Origin of the sequence: Mycobacterium sp. (genome assembly GCF_036273375.1) — a bacterium.
In the GTDB taxonomy this organism is placed as follows: domain Bacteria; phylum Actinomycetota; class Actinomycetes; order Mycobacteriales; family Mycobacteriaceae; genus Mycobacterium.
Map to the genome: position 1 here is coordinate 1 of NZ_DASUHS010000066.1, position 22288 is coordinate 22288.

Here is a 22288-nt window from a genome sequence, read left to right on the forward strand (position 1 = left end):
GCCGAACGCCTAGTTGAAGCGTTCGCCAGTGGCCGGGCGGCGCTGCGGCAGATGACCGTGCACGCCCTCGGCGTAGGCGGTTTCGGCGTGCTGCGTGAGGTCGACACCGGTGGTCTCGTCCTCGGCGCTGACCCGGAAACCCATCAGCCGGTCGATGACCTTCCCCAACACGAACGTCATGGCGAACGCGTAGAGCGTGACGACCCCGATCGCCAGGACCTGCTTACCCAGCTGGCCGAAGCCGCCCCCGTAGAACAGGCCCTGCGGGCCCGCGGTCATCACCGCCGTCGCGAACAGACCGATCAGCGACACCCCGACCACGCCACCGACGAAGTGCACGCCGACCACGTCGAGCGAATCGTCATAGTTGAAGCGCAGTTTCGCGCCCACCGCGAACGCGCACACGATGCCCGCCGCCAGCCCGACGACCGTCGCGCCGAGCGTGTTGACCGTCCCGCAGGACGGGGTGATGGCGACCAAGCCGGCGACCACACCCGATGCCGCACCGAACGTGGTGGGCCGGCCGTCGCGGACCTGTTCGACCGAGAGCCAGCCGAGCATGCCCAGGCACCCGGCGACCAGCGTGTTGAGGAAGATGGCCGCGGCGGTTCCGTTGGCGGCCAAGGCGGAACCGGCGTTGAAGCCGAACCAGCCGAACCACAGCAGCCCGACACCGACGAACAGCAAAGGCAGATTGTGCGGCCGCATCGCGTCCTTCTTGAACCCGATTCGCGGCCCGAGCACCAGCGCCAGCGCCAGCGCAGAAGACCCAGAGACGATCTCCACGACGAGTCCGCCCGCGTAGTCGAGGACGCCCAGCTTGGCCAGCCACCCGCCGGGCCCCCAGACCCAGTGCGCGACAATCGAATACACGGCGATCGTCCACATCGGGACGAAGACCATCCAGGCGGTGAACTTGGCGCGGTCGGCGATCGCGCCGCTGACCAGGGCGGCCGTGATGATCGCGAACGTCAACTGGAAGGTGGCATACAGCAGTTCGGGGACGGTGCCGTGGACGGTGTCGGGGGTGATGCCGAGCATCCCGAAATGCCTGAGGTTGCCGACGAGTCCGCTGAACCCATCCTCGGAGAACGCGATGGTGTAGCCAATCAGCAGCCACGCCACCGTCACCAGCGGTATGGAGATGAAGCTCATCATCATCATGTTGAGCACACCGGTGGTGCGGACCATGCCACCGTAGAAGATCGCCAGGCCGGGGGTCATCAGCAAAACCAGCGCGGTGCTGGCCAGCAGCCACGCCGTGGCGGCGGGATCGATCGCATGCATCAGGTGGGCTCCTTCTCGCGGCCCTGGGGTCACGGGACACCGGGATACTGCCACGTTTGGCCCGCCGGTAGGTTCGTTGGGTTGAAGAAACGAGGATTCAGGATCTGATGTGGTCGAGGCTCGAGGGCGATTTCGCGAAGGCCCGGCTGCGGCCCAGCTGTTAGTCGACCCCGTCGAGGGTGCGCGCCGGTTATTGGGCGCCACCCTCACCGCGCGGGGTGTGGGCGGGATAGTCGTCGAGGTCGAGGCCTATGGGGGAGTCCCCGACGGTCCCTGGCCCGACGCCGCCGCGCACTCGTACAAGGGCCTGCGCGCGCGCAACTTCGTGATGTTCGGGCCCCCCGGGCGGCTCTACACCTACCGCAGCCACGGCATCCACGTCTGCGCCAACGTCTCCTGCGGGCCCGACGGCACCGCCGCCGCGGTCTTGCTGCGCGCAGCGGCCATCGAGGACGGCACCGACATCGCGCGTGCCCGCCGCGGCGAGTTGGTGCACACCGCCGCCCTGGCGCGCGGTCCGGGCAATTTATGCTCTGCTATGGGAATCACTATGGACGACAACGGCATTGACCTCTTTGCGCGCAACAGTCCGGTGACCCTCGAACTGCACGAGCCGCTGACTGCGACGTCCGGCCCGCGGGTCGGCGTCAGCCAGGCGGCCGACCGGCCGTGGCGGCTGTGGCTTCCCGGCCGCCCGGAGGTTTCGGCGTATCGCCGCAGTCCTCGCGCGGCGGCCCCGGGCGCCAGCGACTAGCCGAACCGAGCTCGGGTGGAAGGATCTTGGATCATGGGCGACATGATCATCGACGAGTTGGGCTGGCGCGGCCTGATCGCGCAGTCCACCGACCTCGATGCGCTGACCGCCGAAGCCCGGCGCGGACCGATGACGGTGTACGCCGGCTTCGACCCCACCGCGCCGAGCCTGCACGCCGGACACCTGGTGCCCCTGCTGGCATTGCGCCGGTTCCAGCGCGCCGGCCATCGCCCGATCGTGCTCGCCGGGGGGGCCACCGGCATGATCGGCGATCCACGCGACATCGGCGAGCGCACCCTCAACGAGGCGGACACCGTCGCTGTTTGGACCGAGCGGATCGGCGGGCAGCTGCGACGCTTCGTCGACTTCGACGAGTCACCGACAGGCGCCGTCGTCGTCAACAACCTGGACTGGACCAGCCCCATGTCGGCGATCGAGTTTCTGCGGGACGTCGGCAAGCACTTCTCGGTCAACGTCATGCTGGACCGCGACACCGTCCGGCGGCGTCTCGAGGGCGATGGCATCTCCTACACCGAGTTCAGCTACATGCTGTTGCAGGCCAACGACTACGTCGAGTTGCACCGGCGCTACGGCTGCACCCTGCAGATCGGCGGCTCCGATCAGTGGGGCAACATCATCGCCGGCGTCCGGTTGGTGCGCCAGCAGCGCAGCGCCTCGGTCCACGGGCTGACGGTGCCGCTGGTGACCGCCGCCGACGGCAGCAAGTTCGGCAAGTCCACCGGGGGCGGCAGCTTGTGGCTGGACCCGGCGCTGACCACGCCGTACGCCTGGTACCAATACTTCTTCAACACCGCCGACGCCGACGTGGTCCGGTACCTGCGCTGGTTCACCTTCTTGACGGCCGACGAGCTCGGCGAGCTGGAGCAGGCCACGGCCGAGCGTCCGCAGCAACGCGCCGCCCAACGGCGGCTGGCGCGCGAACTGACCGTGCTGGTGCACGGCGAGGCGGCCACAGACGCCGTCGAGCACGCCAGCCGGGCGCTGTTCGGGCAGGGCGAACTGGACCGCCTGGACGAGGCCACCCTTGCCGCGGCGCTGCGTGAGACCTCGGTCGCCGAGCTCAAGCCCGGTGGACCTGACGGGATCGTCGACCTCTTAGTCGCCAGCGGCCTGTCCGAGAGCAAGAAGGCCGCGCGCCGCACCATCGGTGAGGGCGGCGTCTCGGTCAACAACCTGCGCATCGACAGCGAGGAATGGGCGCCGCAGCCGTCGGACTTCCTGCACGGCAAATGGCTGGTGCTGCGCCGCGGCAAGCGCACCGTCGCCGGGGTCGAAAAGGTCTAGCGGGACCGGGGGCGGACGGGCCGCCGCGAAACGCGTGTGTGCACAGATCTTTACCTCACCGTGTCGTTGACGTGACCCTCGGGGACAACTGTTGTCACGGTGCTTTTCGCGACGCGTGTGCGGTTGACCGTCCTGCCCATTCTGGGGGTGATCACCGGCCTGGTGGCGCTGGCCGCGGCGCTGTCGGCGCCGATCCGCGCCGACATGGTGGGCAATGCCTTCCTGTCGGCGCTGACGAATGCCGGGATTTCTTATACCCAGCCGACCGGCACCACGGCGATGGGGCAGTCGGTGTGCCCGATGCTGTTCGGGCCCGGCGGGTCGTTCGACGAGGTGACCTCCAAGTTGGCCGAGGGCAACGGGATGTCGTACGAGATGGCGGGCCGGTTCACCATCGTCGCGATCGCGACCTACTGTCCGGCGGTGTTCGCGCCGCTGCTGGGTAACCGGCTGCGAAGCTAGGCGCCGGGCTGCCCGTATTCTCGGCTGCGTGGTCGACGACAGGCAAAGGCACCGCGACGAACGGCGGGGGCGGCCGGCATCCAACGGGTGGTCGGGTCCGGGCCGCGCGCGGCCGGCCCAGCCGCAGGGCGCCGAGCGCCGGGATGCCCAGGCCGATCGAGCGCCGCAGGACGGGCCGCCGATACCGCCCGGCGTGGAAGCCAAGCAGCTGGCGCCCGACATCCGCCGCGAGCTGAGCACGCTGGACCGCGCCACGGCCGATGCCGTGGCGCGCCACCTGGTGGCCGCGGGCGAGCTGCTCGACGAAGACCCGGAGGCCGCCTTGCGTCACGCCCGGGCGGCGCGCGCCCGGTCCAGCCGGCTCGCCACCATTCGGGAAGCGGTCGGCATCGCCGCCTACCACTGCGGCGACTGGTCGCAGGCGCTCGCGGAATTACGCGCCGCCCGCAGGATGGGCAGCAAGTCTCCGTTGCTGGCCCTGATCGCCGATTGCGAACGCGGACTTGGCCGTCCGGAGCGGGCGATCGAACTCGCGCGCGGCCCCGAGGCCGCCGAACTCAGCGGTGACGACGCCGACGAGTTGCGCATCGTCGCGGCCGGGGCGCGCGCGGATCTCGGCCAGCTCGAACAGGCGCTCACCATCTTGTCCACGCCGCAACTGGACCCGGCCCGCACCGGTACGACGGCCGCGCGGCTGTTCTACGCGTACGCGGACGCCCTGCTGGCGCTCGGCCGTGGCGACGAGGCGCTGCAATGGTTCCTGCACTCCGCGGCCGCAGACGTCGACGGCGTCACCGACGCCGAAGATCGGGTCAGTGAACTCGGCTGATGACGGGGCCGAATCACACCAAAACCCTTGCGGAGCAATATGACTGCCTGCTGATAGATCTGGACGGCACGATGTTTCGCGGCCGTCAGCCCACCGAGGGCGCGGTGCAGACGCTGGCCGAGGTGCGCAGCCGCGCGTACTTCGTCACCAACAACGCCTCGCGCAGCGCCGACGAGGTCGCCGCGCACCTGACCGACCTGGGCTTCACCGCCGTCGCCGACGACGTCGCCACCAGCGCGCAAAGTGCGGCGCGGCTGCTGGCGGACCAGGTGCCGCCGGACTCACCGGTGCTGATCGTGGGCACCGAGGCCCTGGCCGACGAGATCAGGGCCGTCGGACTGCGGGCGGTGCGCAGCTACGACGACGACCCGGCCGCCGTCGTGCAGGGTCTGTCCCAGACCATCGGGTGGCCGGATCTGGCCGAGGCGGCGCTGGCCATTCGGGCCGGCGCGCTGTGGGTGGCGTCCAACGTCGACCTGACGCTGCCCACCGAACGCGGGCTGCTGCCCGGCAACGGATCGTTGGTGGCCGCCCTGCGGGCGGCCACCGGCGGCGAGCCTCGGGTCGCGGGCAAGCCGGCGCCCGGACTGCTGCGGGATGCCGCGGCGCGCGGCGACTTTCGCGCCCCCTTGGTGATCGGCGACCGACTCGACACCGACATCGAGGGCGCCAACGCCGCCGAGCTGCCCAGCCTCATGGTGCTCACCGGGGTCAATTCCGCGCGGGATGCGGTATTCGCCCAACCCGCCCAGCGCCCCACATTTATCGGCCACGACCTGCGCTCACTGCATACCGACGGCGAGCAGCTGGCCGTCGGGCCGCAGCCGGGCTGGCGGATCGACGTCGCGGACACGGCGATCACCGTCAGCGCCGACGGATCGGACGACGGGGATGGCCTGTCGATTGTTCGCGCGGTCGCCGCCGCGGTGTACGGCGCTGCGCGCTCCGACTCCGGCGACGTGCGCATCGAGGCCGCCGACGACCGGGCGCGCGCCGCGCTGCAACGCTGGTCTTTAGTGCACACCGACTGACGGGTGACTAGCGTAGGAACGCGATGACTATCGATCCCGATGAGATTCGCGCTGAAATCGACGCCCTGCTCGCGCGGCTGCCCCAGCCCGGGGACGGCGAAGACCCCGAGAAGGTGCCGTCGCTCGACGAGCTCGAAGAAATAGCACGCCGCCTGTCCGAGGCGCACGACGTGCTGCTGGCCGCGCTGGAGTCGGCGGAGAAGGGCTGAGTGCGCGGATGTCTCGACGCGCCCGCGTTGACGCCGAGCTGGTCCGGCGCGGGCTGGCCCGGTCCCGCCAGCAGGCCGCGGAGTTGATCGGCGCCGGGAAGGTCTGCATCGATGGGATGCCGGCGCGCAAGCCGGGCACCGCCGTCGCCGTCACCGCGGCCCTCACCGTCGCCGAGGACGGCGAGCGCGGCTGGGTGTCGCGCGGAGCGCACAAACTCATCGGGGCGCTGGACGCCTTTCAGATTTCGGTCGCGGGCCGTCGCTGCCTGGATGCCGGCGCGTCGACGGGTGGCTTCACCGAAGTCCTGCTGGACCGCGGGGCCACCGAAGTGGTTGCCGTCGACGTGGGATACGGCCAGCTGGCCTGGTCGCTGCGCAGCGACGCGCGGGTGGTCGTCGTCGAACGGACCAACGTTCGCGACCTGACGCCCGAGGCGATCGGCGGCCCGGTCGACCTCGTCGTGGCCGACCTGTCGTTCATCTCGCTATCCACGGTATTGCCGGCGCTGGCTGGATGCGCCGCACCCAACGCGGATATCGTTCCCATGGTGAAGCCGCAGTTTGAAGTGGGCAGGGGCCTGGTCGGTGCCGGGGGTGTGGTGCACGACTCCGGCCTGCGCGCCGACGCCGTGCTGGCGGTCGCCGGTCGCGCGGCCGAGTTGGGCTGGTACACCGTCGACGCCACCGCCAGCCCGCTGCCGGGGCCGTCGGGCAACGTCGAGTACTTTCTGCGGCTGCGCGCCCAGACAGATCGGCCGCTCGGCGGCGACGACCTGGTGACGGCGGTGCGGCGCGCGGTGGAAAGCGGGCCACAGTGAACGAAGACGCTCCCCGCACCGTCTTGATGGTGGTCCACACCGGCCGCGACGAGGCCACCGAGACCGCGCGACGCGTGCAGAAGGTCTTGGGCGACAACGGAATCGAGCTTAGTGTGCTGTCCGCCGAGGCGGTCGACAAGGGGCCGCTGCACCTGGCCCCCGACGACATGCGCGCACTGGGCATCGAAATCGAGGTGGTCAACGCCGACCCGCAGGCCGCCGAGGGCTGCGAACTGGTGTTGGCGTTGGGCGGCGACGGCACGTTCCTGCGGGCCGCCGAATTGGCCCGCAACGCCAACATTCCGGTGCTGGGCATGAACCTGGGCCGCATCGGCTTCCTGGCCGAGGCCGAGGCGGAGGCCATCGATCGGGTGCTGGATCATGTTGTCGCGCAGGATTATCGGGTGGAGAACCGCTTGACGCTCGACGTGATGGTGCGTCACGGCGGCGACGTCTCGGTGCACGGCTGGGCACTCAACGAGGTCAGCCTGGAAAAGGGTCCCCGGCTGGGCGTGCTCGGCGTGGTCCTCGAGATCGACGGTCGCCCGGTGTCGGCGTTCGGCTGCGACGGGGTCCTGGTGTCGACGCCCACCGGGTCCACCGCCTATGCGTTCTCCGCAGGCGGACCGGTGTTGTGGCCGGACCTCGAGGCAATCCTGGTGGTACCCAACAACGCTCACGCACTGTTCAGCCGCCCCATGGTCACCAGCCCGGACGCCACCATCGCGATCGAGATCGAGGCGGACGGGCATGACGCCCTGGTGTTCTGCGACGGCCGCCGCGAAATGTTGGTCCCGGCCGGCAGCCGGCTGGAGGTAAAGCGTTGCGACACACCGGTGAAATGGGCCCGGCTGGACAGCGCCCCCTTCACCGACCGGTTGGTGCGCAAATTCCGCTTGCCGGTGACCGGGTGGCGCGGAAACTGACTGCCCTAACACAGGTGCTGACGGAATGCTGACCGAAATTCGCATCGAGTCGCTCGGTGCCATCAGCGCCGCGGTCGGGGAGTTCGACCGCGGCCTGACCGTACTGACCGGCGAGACCGGTACCGGCAAGACCATGGTGGTGACCGGCCTGCATTTGCTCGGCGGTGCCCGCGCGGACGCGACCCGGGTGCGGTCCGGGGCGGATCGGGCGATCGTCGAAGGCCGTTTCACCACAACGGATCTCGACGAAGCCGTGATCGTGAAGCTCGACGAGGTGCTGGACGCGTCGGGCGCCGAACGCGACGAGGACGGCAGCGTGATCGCGCTGCGCTCGGTCAGCCGTGACGGACCGTCGCGGGCCTACCTCGGCGGCCGCAGCGTGCCCGCGAAGTCGCTGGGCGACTTCACCGCCGGGCTGCTGACCCTGCACGGGCAGAACGACCAGCTGCGGCTCATGCGACCCGAGGAGCAGTGCGGTGCGCTGGACCGGTTCGCGAAGGCCGGCCCCGCGCTGGAGCGCTACTGCAAACTGCGCGACGCCTGGCTGTCGGCGCGGCGCGACCTGCTCGACCGCCGCAACCGGATGCGCGAGCTCGCGCTGGAGGCCGACCGGCTGAACTTCGCCCTGAACGAGATCGATGCCGTGGACCCACAACCCGGCGAGGACGATGCCCTGGTCGCAGAGATCCTGCGGCTCTCCGAACTGGACACCCTGCGCGAAGCCGCCGCCGGGGCCCGCGCGGCCCTGTCCTCGGATGAGGCCGACGGATCCGGATTCAGCGCGACCCACAGTCTGGGAAAGGCAAGGGCCGCACTGGAATCGACGGACGACGCGAAGCTGGTGGCGTTGGCCGGCCAGCTCGACGAGGTGCTGACGGTGGTCGTCGACGCGGCCGGTGAGCTGGGCGGCTTCCTCGAGGAGCTGCCAGCCGATGCGAGCGCGCTGGAATCCAAACTGGCCCGGCAGGCCGAACTGCGCACGCTGACACGTAAGTACGCCGCGGATATCGACGGCGTGCTCGCCTGGGCCCGGGAGTCGAGGGAGCGGCTGGCCCAACTCGACGTCTCCGAGGAGGGGTTGGCCGCGCTTGCGGCGCGGGTCGGCGGCCTCGCGGGTGAATTGGCCCAGGCCGCGGTCGATCTGAGCAACATCCGGCGCAAGGCCGCCAAGCGGCTCGCCAAGGAGGTCACCGCCGAGCTGTCCGGGCTGGCGATGGCCGACGCCCAGTTCAGCATCGACGTCACCGTCGATGTCGCCGCGGCCGCCGAGGACGCCGCCGCGCTCGTGCTGCCCTCGGGCGAGCTGGCCCGCGCCGGCGCCGACGGCGTCGACCAGGTGGAGTTCGGCTTCGCGGCGCACCGCGGGATGGACCAGCTGCCGTTGGCGAAGAGCGCATCCGGGGGCGAGCTGTCCCGGGTGATGCTGGCGCTGGAAGTGGTGCTGGCCGCCTCGGCGGCGGGCACGACGATGGTGTTCGACGAGGTCGACGCCGGCGTGGGTGGCCGGGCGGCCGTGCAGATCGGGCGGCGACTGGCGCGGTTGGCGCGCACCCACCAGGTCATTGTGGTCACGCACCTGCCGCAGGTCGCGGCGTACGCCGACGTGCACCTGGTGGTGCATGGAGCCGGGCCCAAGGGGACCAGCGTGGTGCGGCGGGTCGCTGACGACGAGCGTGTTGCCGAGCTCGCGCGGATGCTCGCCGGGCTGGGCGAATCCGACAGCGGCCGCGCGCACGCCCGTGAACTGCTCGATGCGGCGCAGAACGATGAGATCTAACCGTCGGGAACACTTAATACAGATGTGACTAATGGGACTCTAGATAACTTCTGAGGCTGATGTTACGGCGCGCCTCCCGTCCTCGCCGACGCTTCACGGACAGAATCGCCCCCATGAAGATGTCAGGCCTGCTTTCCCGCAACCCCGCCCGGCCGGGCCTCGTCGGCACCGCCCGCGTTGACCGGAACATCGACCGACTGCTGCGTCGGGTCTGCCCCGGTGACATCGTGGTGCTCGACGTCCTGGATCTGGACCGCATCACGGCGGACGCGCTGGTGGAGGCTGACATCGCCGCGGTGGTCAACGCGTCTCCGTCGGTGTCGGGCCGCTACCCGAACATGGGGCCGGAGGTGCTGGTCAACAACGGGGTGACGCTGATCGACGAGGCCGGACCCGACATCTTCAGGAAGGTCAAGGACGGCTCCAAGATCCGCCTGCACGAGGGCGGGGTGTACGCCGGTGATCGCAGGCTGGTCCGCGGGACCGAGCGCACGGACCACGACATCGCCGATTTGATGCGCGAGGCCAAGAGCGGGCTGTCCGCACACCTGGAGGCGTTCGCCGGCAACACAATCGAGTTCATCAAGAGCGAGAGCCCGCTGCTCATCGATGGCATCGGCATCCCCGACGTCGACGTCGACCTGCGCCGCCGGCACGTGGTGATCGTCGCCGACGAGCCCAGCGCCGAGGACGACCTGAAGTCCCTCAAGCCGTTCATCAAGGAGTATCAGCCGGCGCTGATCGGTGTCGGCACCGGCGCGGACGCCTTGCGCAAGGCCGGCTACCGCCCCCAGGTCATCGTCGGTGACCCCGACCAGATCAGTACCGACGCGCTCAAGTGCGGTGCCCAGGTCGTGTTGCCCGCCGACGCCGACGGTCACGCGCCCGGGCTGGAACGCATCCAGGATCTCGGCGTCGGGGCGATGACGTTCCCGGCCGCGGGCTCGGCGATCGACCTGGCCCTGCTGCTGGCCGATCACCACGGGGCCGCGCTGCTGGTGACGGCCGGCCACACCGCCAACATCGAGACGTTCTTCGACCGCACCCGCGCGCACAGCAACCCCTCCACCTTCCTGACCCGGCTACGGGTGGGCGAGAAGGTGGTGGACGCCAGGGCCGTGGCCACCCTGTACCGCAACCACATCTCGGCGGGTGCCATCGCGCTGTTGGCGCTGACCATGCTGATCGCCGTCATCGTCGCGCTGTGGGTGTCGCGCACCGACGGTGTGGTGCTGCATTGGGTCACCGACTACTGGAACCACTTCTACCTGACGGTGCAGAAGTGGGTCACATAGTTTCGCTGGGACGGTTCGTTAAATGATCTCGTTGCGTCAACATGCCCTGTCGCTGGCCGCTGTCTTCCTGGCGCTGGCCGTGGGAGTCGTGCTGGGCTCCGGCTTCCTGTCGGACACCTTGTTGTCCAGCCTGCGCGACGAAAAGCGCGACCTGAACACCCAGATCAGCGGGCTGAACGACCAGAAGAATGTGCTGAACGAAAAGCTCAGCGCGGCAAACAATTTCGACACCCAACTGGTCGGACGGATAGTGCACGATGCGTTGGGCGGCAAGTCCGTGGTGGTATTCCGCACCCCGGACGCCAAGGACGACGACGTGGCCGCGGTGTCGAAGTTCATCGGCCAGGCCGGCGGGACGGTGACCGGGACGGTGTCGCTGACGCAGGAATTCGTCGAGGCCAACTCGGCTGAGAAGCTGCAGACGGTGGTGAACTCCTCGGTGCTGCCCGCGGGCCAGCAGCTGAGCACCAAGCTCGTCGACCAGGGTTCGCAGGCGGGCGACCTGATGGGCATCGCCCTGCTGGCCAACGCGAACCCGGCAGCGCCTGCGGTGGATGACATCCAGCGCAACACCGTGCTTGCGGCGCTGCGCGACACGGGCTTCATCACCTATCAGGCCACCGATCACATGGGCGCCGCCAACGCCGCGCTGGTCGTGACGGGCGGCTCGCTGCCCCAGGACGCCGGCAACAAGGGCGTCAGCGTGGCCCGATTCTCGGCCGCGTTGGCCCCGCACGGCTCGGGCACCCTGCTCGCCGGGCGCGACGGTTCGGCAACCGGGGGCGCCGCCGTGGCCGTGACCCGCGCCGACGCCGGGATGAACTCGGCGATCACCACCGTCGACGACGTCGACGCCGCGCCGGGCCGCATCACCGCGGTCCTGGGCCTGCACGACCTGCTGGGCGGCGGCCACGCCGGGCAGTACGGCACCGGGCACGGGGCGGCGTCAATCACGGTGCCTCAGTAGCGGGCGTGTTAGCCGCGGCACAGCGCGGTGGATGTTAGGGTGGGTTTCCGTGGGTCGGCAGGCCCATCTAGTTATTCGCTAGAACAATTTTCACGCCCTGCCCGTCTTCACGGAGGTCGCCTGTGCGAAAGCACCCGCAATCCGCCACCAAGCACCTCTTCGTCAGCGGGGGAGTCGCTTCCTCGTTGGGTAAGGGGTTGACCGCCAGCAGCCTCGGTCAGCTACTGACGGCCCGCGGGTTGCACGTGACGATGCAGAAACTCGATCCATACCTCAACGTCGATCCGGGCACCATGAACCCGTTCCAGCACGGCGAGGTCTTCGTCACCGAGGACGGCGCCGAGACCGACCTCGACGTCGGTCATTACGAACGATTCCTGGACCGCGACCTGTCCGGCTCGGCGAATGTCACTACGGGGCAGGTCTATTCAACTGTCATCGCCAAGGAGCGGCGCGGCGAATACCTCGGCGACACCGTCCAGGTGATTCCGCACATCACCGACGAGATCAAAGGGCGCATCATGTCGATGGCCCAGCCCGACGCCCAGGGCAACCGTCCCGACGTGGTCATCACCGAGATCGGTGGGACCGTCGGCGACATCGAGTCGCAGCCCTTCTTAGAGGCGGCGCGTCAGGTGCGTCACGACTTGGGCCGTGAGAACGTCTTCTTCCTGCACGTCTCGCTGGTGCCCTACCTGGCGCCGTCGGGTGAACTCAAGACCAAACCCACCCAGCACTCGGTGGCCGCGCTGCGCAGCATCGGTATCACCCCCGACGCGCTGATCCTGCGCTGCGACCGCGACGTTCCCGAAGCGCTGAAGAACAAGATCGCGCTGATGTGTGACGTCGACATCGACGGCGTCATCTCCACCCCGGACGCGCCGTCGATCTATGACATTCCCAAGGTGCTGCACCGCGAGGAACTCGACGCCTATGTGGTGCGCCGGCTCAACCTGCCGTTCCGGGATGTCGACTGGACCGAATGGGACGACCTGCTGCGTAGGGTGCACGAGCCGCACGAGATCGTGCGAATCGCCTTGGTGGGCAAGTATGTTGAGCTTTCCGACGCCTATCTGTCGGTTACCGAGGCGCTGCGCGCCGGCGGGTTCAAGCACCACGCCAAGGTGGAGATGCAGTGGGTGCCCTCCGACGACTGCGAGACCACGGCGGGCGCGGGGGCGGCACTCGATGACGTTCATGGGGTGCTGATCCCGGGCGGGTTCGGCATCCGCGGCATCGAGGGCAAGATCGGCGCCGTCAGGTACGCGCGCAGCCGTGGGCTGCCGGTGCTGGGCCTGTGTCTCGGCCTCCAATGCATCGTAATCGAGGCCGCCCGCTTCGCCGGTCTGGCCCAGGCCAACTCGGCGGAGTTCGACCCCGAGACGCCGGATCCCGTCATCTCCACGATGGCCGACCAGGTGGACATCGTCGCCGGCGAAGCCGACCTGGGCGGCACCATGCGGCTGGGCGCCTACCCCGCGGTGCTGGAACCGGAATCGATTGTGGCCCAGGCATATGGCGCCACACAGGTGTCCGAGCGCCACCGGCACCGCTATGAGGTCAACAACGCCTACCGCGACAAGATCGCGGAGAGCGGCCTGAAGTTCTCCGGCACATCTCCGGACGGCCACCTGGTGGAATTCGTCGAGTACCCGCCGGACGTGCACCCGTTCATCGTCGGCACCCAGGCGCATCCGGAGCTGAAGAGCCGGCCCACCCGTCCGCACCCCCTGTTCGTCGCGTTCGTGCGCGCGGCCATCGACTACAAGGCGGGCGAGCAGCTGCCGGTGGAAATCCCGGAGCAGTCATCGAACGGCATCCAGCACCGGGACAGCGCTGCGCGGCCGATACCCGAGCCCGCGGCCCGTGGCTGACCACGTCTTCGAGACGGAGTCGTCTGAAACGCTGTACACCGGAAAGATTTTCGCGTTGCGCAGCGACCGGGTGCGGATGCCCGCCGGCAAGGTCGTGACCCGGGAGATCGTCGAACATTTCGGCGCGGTCGCCGTGGTCGCGATGGACGACGACGGCAATATCCCGATGGTCTATCAGTACCGACACGCCTTCGGTCGGCGGCTGTGGGAGTTGCCCGCGGGCCTGCTCGATGTCCACGGCGAGGCAGCTCATCTCACCGCGGCCCGCGAGCTGATGGAGGAGGCGGGGCTGCGGGCCGAGGACTGGACGGTGCTCGTCGACCTCGATTCCACACCGGGCTTCAGCGACGAGTCGGTGCGCGTCTATCTGGCCACCGGCCTGGCTCAGGTCGACCGGCCCGCCGCGCACGACGAAGAAGCCGACATGACGTTGGAGTGGTATTCGCTGGCCGACGCCGCCCGCAAGGTGCTCAGCGGTGAAATCGTCAACGCCATTGCCGTGGCAGGGATTTTGGCCGCCCACGCCGCGACGACGGGGTTCGCGCGGCCGCGTCCGGTGGACAGCCCGTGGCAGGACAAGCCGACGGCGTTCGCCGCGCGCAAGGCCGCGCAATGATGACGGTGGCGCTGGACACTCAGTTGCAGGGCTACCTCGACCATCTGACGATCGAGCGCGGCGTCGCCGCGAATACCCTGAGCTCGTACAGCCGCGATCTGCGCCGTTACACAAAACACCTGTCGGACCGTGGAATTCACGACCTTGCCAAGGTGGGCGAGAACGATGTGAGCGAATTCCTGGTGGCGCTGCGCCGCGGCGATCCCGACACCGGAGCCGTCGCGCTGTCCGCGGTATCGGCGGCGCGGGCGTTGATCGCGGTGCGCGGCCTGCATCGGTTTGCCGCTGCCGAGGGTCTGGCCGAGCTCGACGTGGCGCGTGCCGTCCGGCCGCCGACGCCGGGCCGCCGGCTGCCTAAAAGCCTGACCATCGACCAGGTGCTGGCGCTACTGGAGGGCGCGGGCGGCGACAGCCCGGCCGACGGTCCGCTGACCCTGCGTAACCGGGCGCTGCTGGAACTCCTGTACTCCACCGGCGCACGGATCTCCGAAGCCGTCGGCCTCGACGTCGACGACGTCGACACGCATGCCCGGTCGGTGTTGTTGCGCGGCAAGGGCGGTAAGCAGCGGCTGGTGCCGATCGGGCGTCCGGCCGTCGCCGCCCTGGACGCATACCTGGTGCGGGGCCGTTCGGAGCTGGCGCGCCGCGGGCGCGGAACGCCGGGCATCTTCCTCAATGTGCGCGGGGGGCGGTTGTCGCGGCAAAGCGCGTGGCAGGTCCTGCAGGACGCGGCCGAGCGTGCCGGCATCACCTCGGGGGTGTCGCCGCACATGCTGCGGCATTCCTTCGCCACCCACCTGCTGGAGGGCGGCGCCGACGTGCGGGTGGTGCAGGAGCTGCTCGGGCACGCCTCGGTGACGACCACGCAGATCTACACCATGGTCACCGTGCACGCGCTGCGCGAAGTGTGGGCCGGGGCCCACCCCCGGGCGCAGTAGCTTTTTGTGCCGGCCGGCTCAGCCTGCTCAGCCGCCGAGGTAGTCGGACTCCAGCACCAGGTCGGAGAGCAGTGTCTGGTACTCGACGTGGGCCTTGTGCTCGACGGTGTTGAACAGCTTGCCCTGCTGCCGCCGCATGTACTCGCGGTACTTCGGCGCACCCGGCACCCGGACGTTGTCGGCGACCACGATCGAGCCCGGATGCAACCACTCCCGATCCAGGATGCTGTTAAGGTCGTCCAAGTAGGCGTCCTTATCGTGATCGAGGAACACGAAATCCACTGTGCCGGCGGCAAACCCATGCTCGCTGGCCAGCGCATCGAGGGTACGCCCGCCGTCGCCGATGACGCCGACCACACACGTCACCCGGTCGGCGACGCCGGCGTGCGCCCAGATCTGTCGGGCGTTGGTGGCGTTGGCCTCGGCGAGTTCGACCGAGAACACCTTGGCCCTCGGCGCGGCCCGGGCGATGCGCAACGCGCCGTAACCGCAGTAGGTGCCCAGTTCGAGCGCTCGCGCCGGATCGGCGCGCCGCACGGCGGCGTCGAGCAGGAGCCCTTTTTCGTCGCCGACGTTGATCAGCAGGGATTTTTCGTAGGCGAACTTGTCGATGGTGGCCAGCACGTCATCGATGTCGCCGGCTTGCGAGTTCTGCAGGACGTACTCGACCGCGGCCGCTTCGCGCCCGTCACCGATTTGCCCGGTGGTGGTGATGTTCTGCGCGCCGGCGGCCATGCGCCAGACCGACCAACGCAGTAGAGGTATCCGCCGCTTGAGGTTCATAGACGTCACGATAGGCCGAGGGGCTGGTCCCCCTTTCGGCCCGTGGCGGTGATGATTGGATTCGCAAAAGCGATAGCGCCCGCGCCAGCGCGTTTCGAAGCCGCATCGTCCCCGGAAATTGGTGCTGCTGTGACTGAAGTTAATAGGCTGTCGGGATGTGCGTTCTACCAAGGATTTTTGCCCATATTTGCTGGTTAATTGCCTGCGGGTCGCCGAGTTTCGCGCGATGAACCCGATAGACTTTCCGACGATGTTCACCTCCCGAACACCCCCGCCATGACCGAGCAGCCGGACAACGGCGTCGAGCTCGGTCTGACCGGGCGGCCGCCGCGGGCGATCCCGGAGCCACAGCCGCGCACCTCGCACGGCCCGGCCAAAGTCGTCGCCATGTGCAATCAAAAGGGTGGCGTCGGGAAGACAACGTCCACCATCAATCTGGGTGCCGCGCTCGCCGAATACGGCCGTCGGGTGCTGCTAGTGGACATGGATCCGCAGGGCGCGCTGTCCGCCGGGCTGGGCGTCCCGCATTACGAGCTGGACAAGACCATCCACAACGTGCTGGTCGAGCCGCGGGTGTCGATCGACGACGTGTTGCTGCAGACCCGGGTCAAGCACATGGATCTGGTGCCCAGCAACATCGACCTGTCGGCCGCCGAGATCCAGCTGGTCAACGAGGTGGGACGCGAGCAGACGCTGGGCCGTGCGCTGCACCCGGTGCTGGATCGCTACGACTACGTGCTGATCGACTGCCAGCCGTCGCTGGGTTTGCTCACCGTCAACGGCCTGGCCTGTGCGGATGGCGTGGTGATCCCTACCGAGTGCGAGTACTTCTCGCTGCGCGGCCTGGCGCTGCTGACCGACACCGTCGACAAGGTGCGCGACCGGCTCAACCCGAAGCTCGAGATCAGCGGGATCCTGCTCACCCGGTACGACCCCCGCACGGTCAACTCCCGCGAGGTGATGGCCCGGGTGGTGGAGCGGTTCGGTGACCTGGTGTTCGACACCGTGATCACCCGGACCGTCCGGTTCCCGGAGACCAGCGTCGCCGGTGAACCCATCACCACGTGGGCCCCGCGATCCACCGGGGCAATCGCGTATCGCGCGCTGGCCCGCGAGTTCATCGACCGATTCGGCGCGTGAACGCGACCGAAACCGGTGAGGCGCCACAGCAGAACGGCTTCCAGGTCCGCCTGACCAATTTCGAGGGCCCGTTCGACCTGCTGCTGCAGCTGATCTTCGCCCATCGCCTCGACGTGACCGAGGTGGCGCTGCACCAGGTCACCGACGACTTCATCGCCTACACCCGCGAAATCGGACCGCAGCTGGAGCTGGAGGAGACCACGGCCTTCCTGGTGGTCGCCGCGACCCTGCTGGACTTGAAAGCGGCCCGGTTGCTTCCCGCCGGACGGGTCGACGACGACGAAGACCTCGCGCTGCTCGAGGTGCGCGACCTGTTGTTCGCCCGGCTGCTGCAGTATCGCGCGTACAAGCACGTCGCCGAGATGTTCGCCGAACTCGAGGCCGCGGCGCTGCGCAGTTATCCGCGCTCGGTGTCGCTGGAAGACCGGTTCACCGAACTGCTGCCCGAGGTGATGATCGGCGTCGATGCCGAACGCTTCGCCCAGATCGCCGCGATCGCATTCAGCCCGCGGCCCGTCCCGACGGTGTCGGTCGGGCACCTGCACCAGGTCCAGGTCTCGGTTCCCGAGCAGGGCAAGAAGTTGCTGGCCATCCTTCAAGCGCGGGGCAGCGGCGCGTGGGCCACGTTCTCCGAACTGGTCGCCGACTGTGAGGCATCGATGGAGGTGGTCGGGCGCTTCTTGGCGCTGCTCGAACTGTATCGGTCCCGGGCGGTAGCATTCGACCAGTCAGAGCCGCTTGGCGTGCTCCAAATCTCGTGGACCGGGGAATGTCCGGCCAGTGAAGCCTTGGTAGAAGTGCGGGACGAATAGGTGACTGAAGATATGCCGGACGTCGATCTCGAAGCAGATCTCGACGCGGGCATCCCGGACATCGCCGAAGTCGCGCCCATGGAGTCCGAGGAACTCGCCTCGGTGCTCGAGGCGCTGCTGCTGGTGGTGGACACCCCGGTCACCACGGAGGCGCTGGCGTCGGCCACCCAGCAACCGGTGTACCGGATCGCCACCAAGTTGCAGGAGATGGCCGAGCAACTCACCGAACGCGACAGCGGCATCGACCTGCGGAAAAACAGCGAGGGCTGGCGGATGTACACCCGCGCCCGGTTCGCGCCCTATGTCGAGAAGCTGCTGCTGGACGGAGCGCGATCCAAGCTCACCCGCGCCGCGCTGGAGACACTGGCGGTGGTCGCCTACCGCCAGCCCGTGACCCGCGCGCGGGTGAGCGCGGTGCGCGGCGTCAACGTCGACGCCGTGATGCGCACGCTGCTGGCGCGCGGCCTGATCACCGAAGCGGGCGTCGACGAGGACACCGGCGCGGTGACGTTCGCCACCACCGACCTATTCTTGGAGCGCCTGGGGCTGACCTCGCTGGCCGACCTTCCGGATATCGCGCCGCTGCTTCCCGACGTCGACACGATCGAGGACCTCAGCGAATCCCTGGACAGCGAGCCACGTTTCATCAAACTTTCCGGCGGTCAATCGCCCGAGCAGGCGCTGACGTTCGACGTGGACCAGGATTGATGGAAGAAGCTCAGGGGATCCGGCTGCAAAAAGTGTTGTCCCAAGCCGGAATTGCGTCGCGGCGGGCCGCCGAGAAGTTGATCATCGACGGCCGCGTCGAGGTTGATGGGCACGTGGTGACCGAACTGGGCACTCGCGTCGACCCGGACTCGTCGGTGATCCGCGTCGACGGTGCCCGGGTGGTGCTCGACGACTCGCAGGTGTACCTCGCCCTGAACAAGCCGCGCGGTGTGCACTCGACCATGTCCGACGACCGCGGGCGACCGTGCATCGGCGATCTGATTGAGCGCAAGGTCCGCGGCAACAAGAACCTGTTTCATGTCGGGCGGTTGGACGCCGACACCGAAGGGCTGATCCTGCTGACCAACGATGGCGAGCTGGCGCACCGACTGATGCACCCTTCCCACGAGGTGCCCAAGACGTATTTGGCGACGGTGACCGGTTCGGTGCCGCGCGGGCTCGGCAAGAAGCTGCGTGCCGGCATCGAGTTGGACGACGGAGTGACCAAACTCGACGAGTTCGCGGTGGTGGACGCCATTCCGGGTCAGACGCTGGTGCGGGTGACGCTGCACGAGGGGCGCAATCGCATTGTGCGCCGGCTGCTGGCGGCCGTCGGATTACCGGTGGAGTCGTTGGTGCGCACCGACATTGGGCCGGTCGCGCTGGGAAAGCAGCGGCCGGGCACCATCCGTGCGTTGGCTCATCACGAGGTCGGTCAGCTGTACAAAGCGGTGGGCCTGTGAGCGGAACGAGCGGAACGAGCGCAGCGAGCGACGGGAGTGCAGCGAACCATCATCCTGTGAGCGGCGACGTGGTGGTGGCCATCGACGGCCCGGCGGGCACCGGAAAGTCTTCGGTGTCAAAGAGATTGGCCCAAGCACTGGGGGCCCGCTACCTGGACACCGGCGGCATGTACCGGATCGTGACGCTAGCCGTGCTGCGGGCCGATATCGACCCGGCCGACGCAGACGCCGTCGCACAAACGGCGGAAACAGTGCAGATGTCGGTGGATTCTCACCCCGATGGGGACCGTTATTTTCTTTGCGGAGAAGATGTCTCGACAGAGATCCGCGGTGACCGGGTCACCGGCTCGGTGTCGGCGGTGTCCGCGGTGCCCGCCGTCCGTACCTTGCTGGTCGACATGCAGCGCGAAATGGCCCGGGGCCCGGGCAGTGTGGTTGTCGAGGGCCGGGACATCGGCACCGTCGTCCTGCCCGATGCACCCGTGAAGATCTTCCTGACCGCGTCGGCCGAAACGCGGGCACGGCGGCGCAACGAACAGAACGTGGCGACCGGACTGGCCGACGACTACGAGTCGGTGCTGGCGGACGTCCGCCGCCGCGACCATCTGGATTCCAACCGGGCGGTGTCACCGCTTCGGGCGGCCCCGGACGCGGTGGTCGTCGACACCAGCGAGATGACCGAGGCCCAGGTTATTTCGCACCTGCGCGACCTGGTCAAGCAGCGAAGCGGAGCGGTGCGGTGAGTCAAGACGGCACGTGGAGCGACGAAAGCGACTGGAATTCCCCCGAATTCGGCCTGGACGAACAGGAGGAGGCCGGCCCGGCGCCCGTGGTGGCGGTGGTCGGCCGGCCCAATGTCGGCAAGTCGACGCTGGTCAATCGGATCCTGGGCCGGAGAGAAGCGGTGGTGCAGGACGTCCCGGGCGTCACCCGCGACCGGGTGTCCTACGACGCGCTGTGGACCGGCCGCCGGTTCATCGTGCAAGACACCGGGGGATGGGAACCCGACGCCAAGGGGCTGCAGCAACTGGTGGCCGAACAAGCGTCGGTGGCCATGCGCACCGCCGATGCGGTGATCCTGGTGGTCGACGCCGTCGTCGGCGCCACCGCGGCCGACGAGGCCGCCGCACGGATCCTGCTGCGGTCCGGCAAGCCAGTCTTCTTGGCGGCCAACAAGGTTGACAGCGACAAGGCCGAGGCGGACGCGGCGATGCTGTGGTCGCTGGGGCTCGGTGAGCCCCACGCCGTCAGCGCCATACACGGCCGCGGAGTGGCCGATCTGCTCGACGAGGTACTTGCCGCGCTGCCCGAAGTGTCCGAGGTGGCTCCCACCTCCGACGGCCCGCGCCGCGTCGCGCTGGTCGGCAAGCCCAACGTGGGCAAGAGCTCCCTGCTGAACAAGTTGGCGGGCGATCAGCGCTCGGTGGTGCACGATGTCGCCGGAACGACGGTGGATCCCGTGGACTCGCTGATCGAACTGCGCGACAAGGTGTGGCGGTTCGTCGACACCGCTGGCTTACGGCGCAAGGTCGGCCAGGCCAGCGGACACGAGTTCTACGCCTCGGTTCGCACGCACTCGGCCATCGACGCGGCCGAGGTGGTGATCGTGCTGATCGATGGGTCGGATCCGCTCACCGAACAAGATCAGCGGGTGCTGTCGATGGTCATCGAGGCCGGGCGGGCCCTGGTGCTGGCTTTCAACAAGTGGGACCTGGTGGACGAAGACCGCCGCGAGCTGCTGGAGCGCGAGATCGACCGCGAACTTGTGCAGTTGCGGTGGGCGCCGCGGGTCAACATCTCCGCCAAGACCGGGCGGGCGTTGCAGAAGCTGGTGCCCGCGATGGAGACCGCGCTGGCGTCATGGGATGCCCGGATTCCGACCGGCCCACTGAATTCGTGGCTCAAAGAAGTGGTGGCGGCCACGCCGCCTCCGGTGCGTGGGGGCAAGCAACCTCGCATCCTGTTCGCCACCCAGGCGACCGCTCGGCCCCCGACGCTCGTGCTGTTCACTACTGGTTTTCTGGAGGCCGGGTATCGGCGTTTTTTGGAGCGCCGGCTGCGCGAGACCTTCGGGTTCGAGGGATCGCCGATCCGGATCAACGTGCGGGTGCGCGAAAAGCGGGGCGCTCGGCGGCGCTGAGCGCGGTGGCGCCTCGACCTCTCCAATTGTCTGGATTAACCTCATGGTCGCCTGCCGCCCGCCGAGCGGGAACACCCGACACGACATGCGGGCCACGGTGCAGCGAAGGTCGCTTGGCGGGCCGGCCGACCATTTACGGTAGGCTTTCGACCTGCTGCCGATGCAAGCATCGGCGCGCGGGCTGTGGCGCAGTTTGGTAGCGCACTTGACTGGGGGTCAAGTGGTCGCAGGTTCAAATCCTGTCAGCCCGACGAGGTCAGAGGCGGTTTGCGACCGCATCGGCCAGTCGGGGGCTGTCCCGACGCCGGGGCTGTCCCGGCCAGCCCAGACCCCATGCCCCATCCAATAGAGATCGAGGTGGGGCCAAGCCGGTCCCGCTAGGCAGGTGACTTAGCCCCCCGCGACATTGTGAACAAAAAGTCGGCCCCCTGATTTGCCCGATTCCGGCCGGGAATGGCCTGGTGGGGAAGGCTTTGGGTCGAGGGCGCTGGGCGGTGAACGAAGGGGCCGCGTTCACGGTGAAAGTGAACACGCCAGAGTCGTTGCGCTGTCTGATGATTGACCTGCGCCGCGCCTGTGCGACATCTCCACCGGGCTGTCGATAGCATCCACCGTGTGCGGCTGACAGGGGGGCGAGTCGCGAGCGTGACGAGCTGGTATACGCGCTGTTCCTTGACGGGTTGCCGTACAGGCAGATTGGCGCGCACACCGGCCTGTCTGTCGGTGGTGTGCACAAGGTGATCTGCCGGATTCATGTGACTGGTATCGCTTGGTCTAGCTCGTCAGCGGAAGATTGCGATGGGTTCCAGCCACAGCGCTGGACCGCGAATGGTCGCTGCGTCGGCCGTGGATAACCCAAAGGCTTGGGCAGGGG

The 22288-nt window shown here is 68.4% G+C and carries 22 protein-coding genes and 1 tRNA gene; 21 read left to right on the plus strand and 2 right to left on the minus strand.

Translation table 11 applies throughout. The features are described from left to right. Window positions 1-9: 9 nt before the first annotated feature. The gene (locus tag VFW69_RS06105) at window positions 10-1287 is read right to left on the minus strand and encodes an ammonium transporter (protein ID WP_526499194.1); all 1278 of its coding nucleotides are present in this window, start codon (window positions 1285-1287) and stop codon (window positions 10-12) included. Between the two features lie 109 nt (window positions 1288-1396). Here VFW69_RS06105 and VFW69_RS06110 point away from each other — a divergent pair, with 109 nt between their 5' ends. From VFW69_RS06110 to xerD, 14 genes are all read left to right on the plus strand, one after another. Beyond that, window positions 1397-2041 (plus strand): DNA-3-methyladenine glycosylase, encoded by a 645-nt coding sequence (locus VFW69_RS06110; RefSeq protein WP_526499196.1) that lies wholly within the window; start codon window positions 1397-1399, stop codon window positions 2039-2041. A 33-nt stretch (window positions 2042-2074) separates the two neighbouring features. Then, the gene (gene tyrS / locus VFW69_RS06115) at window positions 2075-3346 is read left to right on the plus strand and encodes a tyrosine--tRNA ligase (RefSeq protein WP_526499198.1); all 1272 of its coding nucleotides are present in this window, start codon (window positions 2075-2077) and stop codon (window positions 3344-3346) included. Window positions 3347-3445: 99 nt separating this feature from the next. Next, the gene (locus VFW69_RS06120; protein WP_526499200.1) at window positions 3446-3808 is read left to right on the plus strand and encodes a DUF732 domain-containing protein; all 363 of its coding nucleotides are present in this window, start codon (window positions 3446-3448) and stop codon (window positions 3806-3808) included. A gap of 28 nt (window positions 3809-3836) precedes the next feature. Next, the gene (locus VFW69_RS06125) at window positions 3837-4637 is read left to right on the plus strand and encodes a tetratricopeptide repeat protein (RefSeq protein ID WP_526499202.1); all 801 of its coding nucleotides are present in this window, start codon (window positions 3837-3839) and stop codon (window positions 4635-4637) included. Further along, the gene (locus VFW69_RS06130; protein WP_526499204.1) at window positions 4637-5668 is read left to right on the plus strand and encodes an HAD-IIA family hydrolase; all 1032 of its coding nucleotides are present in this window, start codon (window positions 4637-4639) and stop codon (window positions 5666-5668) included. The genes VFW69_RS06125 and VFW69_RS06130 overlap by 1 nt, the downstream gene beginning before the upstream one ends. Before the next feature lie 23 nt (window positions 5669-5691). Beyond that, the gene (locus VFW69_RS06135; protein WP_064885493.1) at window positions 5692-5877 is read left to right on the plus strand and encodes a hypothetical protein; all 186 of its coding nucleotides are present in this window, start codon (window positions 5692-5694) and stop codon (window positions 5875-5877) included. Between the two features lie 8 nt (window positions 5878-5885). Next, window positions 5886-6695: a TlyA family RNA methyltransferase gene (locus VFW69_RS06140; RefSeq protein ID WP_526499206.1), complete on the plus strand. Its 810-nt coding sequence runs from the start codon at window positions 5886-5888 to the stop codon at window positions 6693-6695. Continuing rightward, window positions 6692-7621, plus strand: a complete 930-nt coding sequence (locus VFW69_RS06145) for an NAD kinase (RefSeq protein WP_526499208.1) — start codon at window positions 6692-6694, stop codon at window positions 7619-7621. The genes VFW69_RS06140 and VFW69_RS06145 overlap by 4 nt, the downstream gene beginning before the upstream one ends. A 25-nt stretch (window positions 7622-7646) precedes the next feature. Next, a complete protein-coding gene (gene recN, locus VFW69_RS06150; RefSeq protein WP_526499210.1) occupies window positions 7647-9398 on the plus strand; it encodes a DNA repair protein RecN in 1752 nt (583 codons plus the stop codon). 113 nt (window positions 9399-9511) lie between these two features. Then, window positions 9512-10693, plus strand: coding sequence for a putative cytokinetic ring protein SteA (steA, locus tag VFW69_RS06155; protein ID WP_526499212.1), 1182 nt, complete (start codon window positions 9512-9514; stop codon window positions 10691-10693). Between the two features lie 22 nt (window positions 10694-10715). Continuing rightward, complete coding sequence (locus tag VFW69_RS06160; protein WP_526499214.1) at window positions 10716-11660, plus strand: copper transporter; 945 nt, start codon at window positions 10716-10718, stop codon at window positions 11658-11660. Window positions 11661-11782: 122 nt separating this feature from the next. After that, window positions 11783-13534: a CTP synthase gene (pyrG, locus tag VFW69_RS06165; RefSeq protein ID WP_526499216.1), complete on the plus strand. Its 1752-nt coding sequence runs from the start codon at window positions 11783-11785 to the stop codon at window positions 13532-13534. Next, a complete protein-coding gene (locus VFW69_RS06170; RefSeq protein ID WP_526499218.1) occupies window positions 13527-14150 on the plus strand; it encodes an NUDIX domain-containing protein in 624 nt (207 codons plus the stop codon). The genes pyrG and VFW69_RS06170 overlap by 8 nt, the downstream gene beginning before the upstream one ends. After that, a complete protein-coding gene (gene xerD, locus VFW69_RS06175; RefSeq protein ID WP_526499232.1) occupies window positions 14147-15088 on the plus strand; it encodes a site-specific tyrosine recombinase XerD in 942 nt (313 codons plus the stop codon). The genes VFW69_RS06170 and xerD overlap by 4 nt, the downstream gene beginning before the upstream one ends. Window positions 15089-15115: 27 nt before the next feature. On the opposite strand, the gene VFW69_RS06180 is transcribed toward xerD, so the two are convergent. Continuing rightward, window positions 15116-15871, minus strand: coding sequence for an O-methyltransferase (locus VFW69_RS06180; protein ID WP_526499220.1), 756 nt, complete (start codon window positions 15869-15871; stop codon window positions 15116-15118). Between the two features lie 276 nt (window positions 15872-16147). On the opposite strand from VFW69_RS06180, the gene VFW69_RS06185 reads away from it, so the two are divergent. From VFW69_RS06185 to VFW69_RS06215, 7 genes are all read left to right on the plus strand, one after another. After that, window positions 16148-17011, plus strand: a complete 864-nt coding sequence (locus VFW69_RS06185) for a ParA family protein (protein ID WP_066872253.1) — start codon at window positions 16148-16150, stop codon at window positions 17009-17011. After that, window positions 17008-17823, plus strand: a complete 816-nt coding sequence (locus VFW69_RS06190; RefSeq protein ID WP_526499222.1) for a segregation/condensation protein A — start codon at window positions 17008-17010, stop codon at window positions 17821-17823. Before VFW69_RS06185 ends, VFW69_RS06190 begins: the two co-directional genes overlap by 4 nt. Then, window positions 17824-18531, plus strand: a complete 708-nt coding sequence (gene scpB, locus VFW69_RS06195) for an SMC-Scp complex subunit ScpB (protein WP_526499224.1) — start codon at window positions 17824-17826, stop codon at window positions 18529-18531. Then, on the plus strand, window positions 18531-19274 hold the full coding sequence (locus VFW69_RS06200; protein WP_526499226.1) for a pseudouridine synthase: 744 nt from the start codon (window positions 18531-18533) through the stop codon (window positions 19272-19274). The genes scpB and VFW69_RS06200 overlap by 1 nt, the downstream gene beginning before the upstream one ends. Window positions 19275-19330: 56 nt before the next feature. Beyond that, the gene (cmk, locus tag VFW69_RS06205) at window positions 19331-20017 is read left to right on the plus strand and encodes a (d)CMP kinase (RefSeq protein ID WP_526499228.1); all 687 of its coding nucleotides are present in this window, start codon (window positions 19331-19333) and stop codon (window positions 20015-20017) included. Further along, window positions 20014-21414, plus strand: coding sequence for a ribosome biogenesis GTPase Der (gene der / locus VFW69_RS06210; protein WP_526499230.1), 1401 nt, complete (start codon window positions 20014-20016; stop codon window positions 21412-21414). Before cmk ends, der begins: the two co-directional genes overlap by 4 nt. A 177-nt stretch (window positions 21415-21591) precedes the next feature. After that, window positions 21592-21665: transfer RNA gene (locus VFW69_RS06215), tRNA-Pro, on the plus strand. The last annotated feature ends 623 nt before the right edge of the window (window positions 21666-22288 follow it).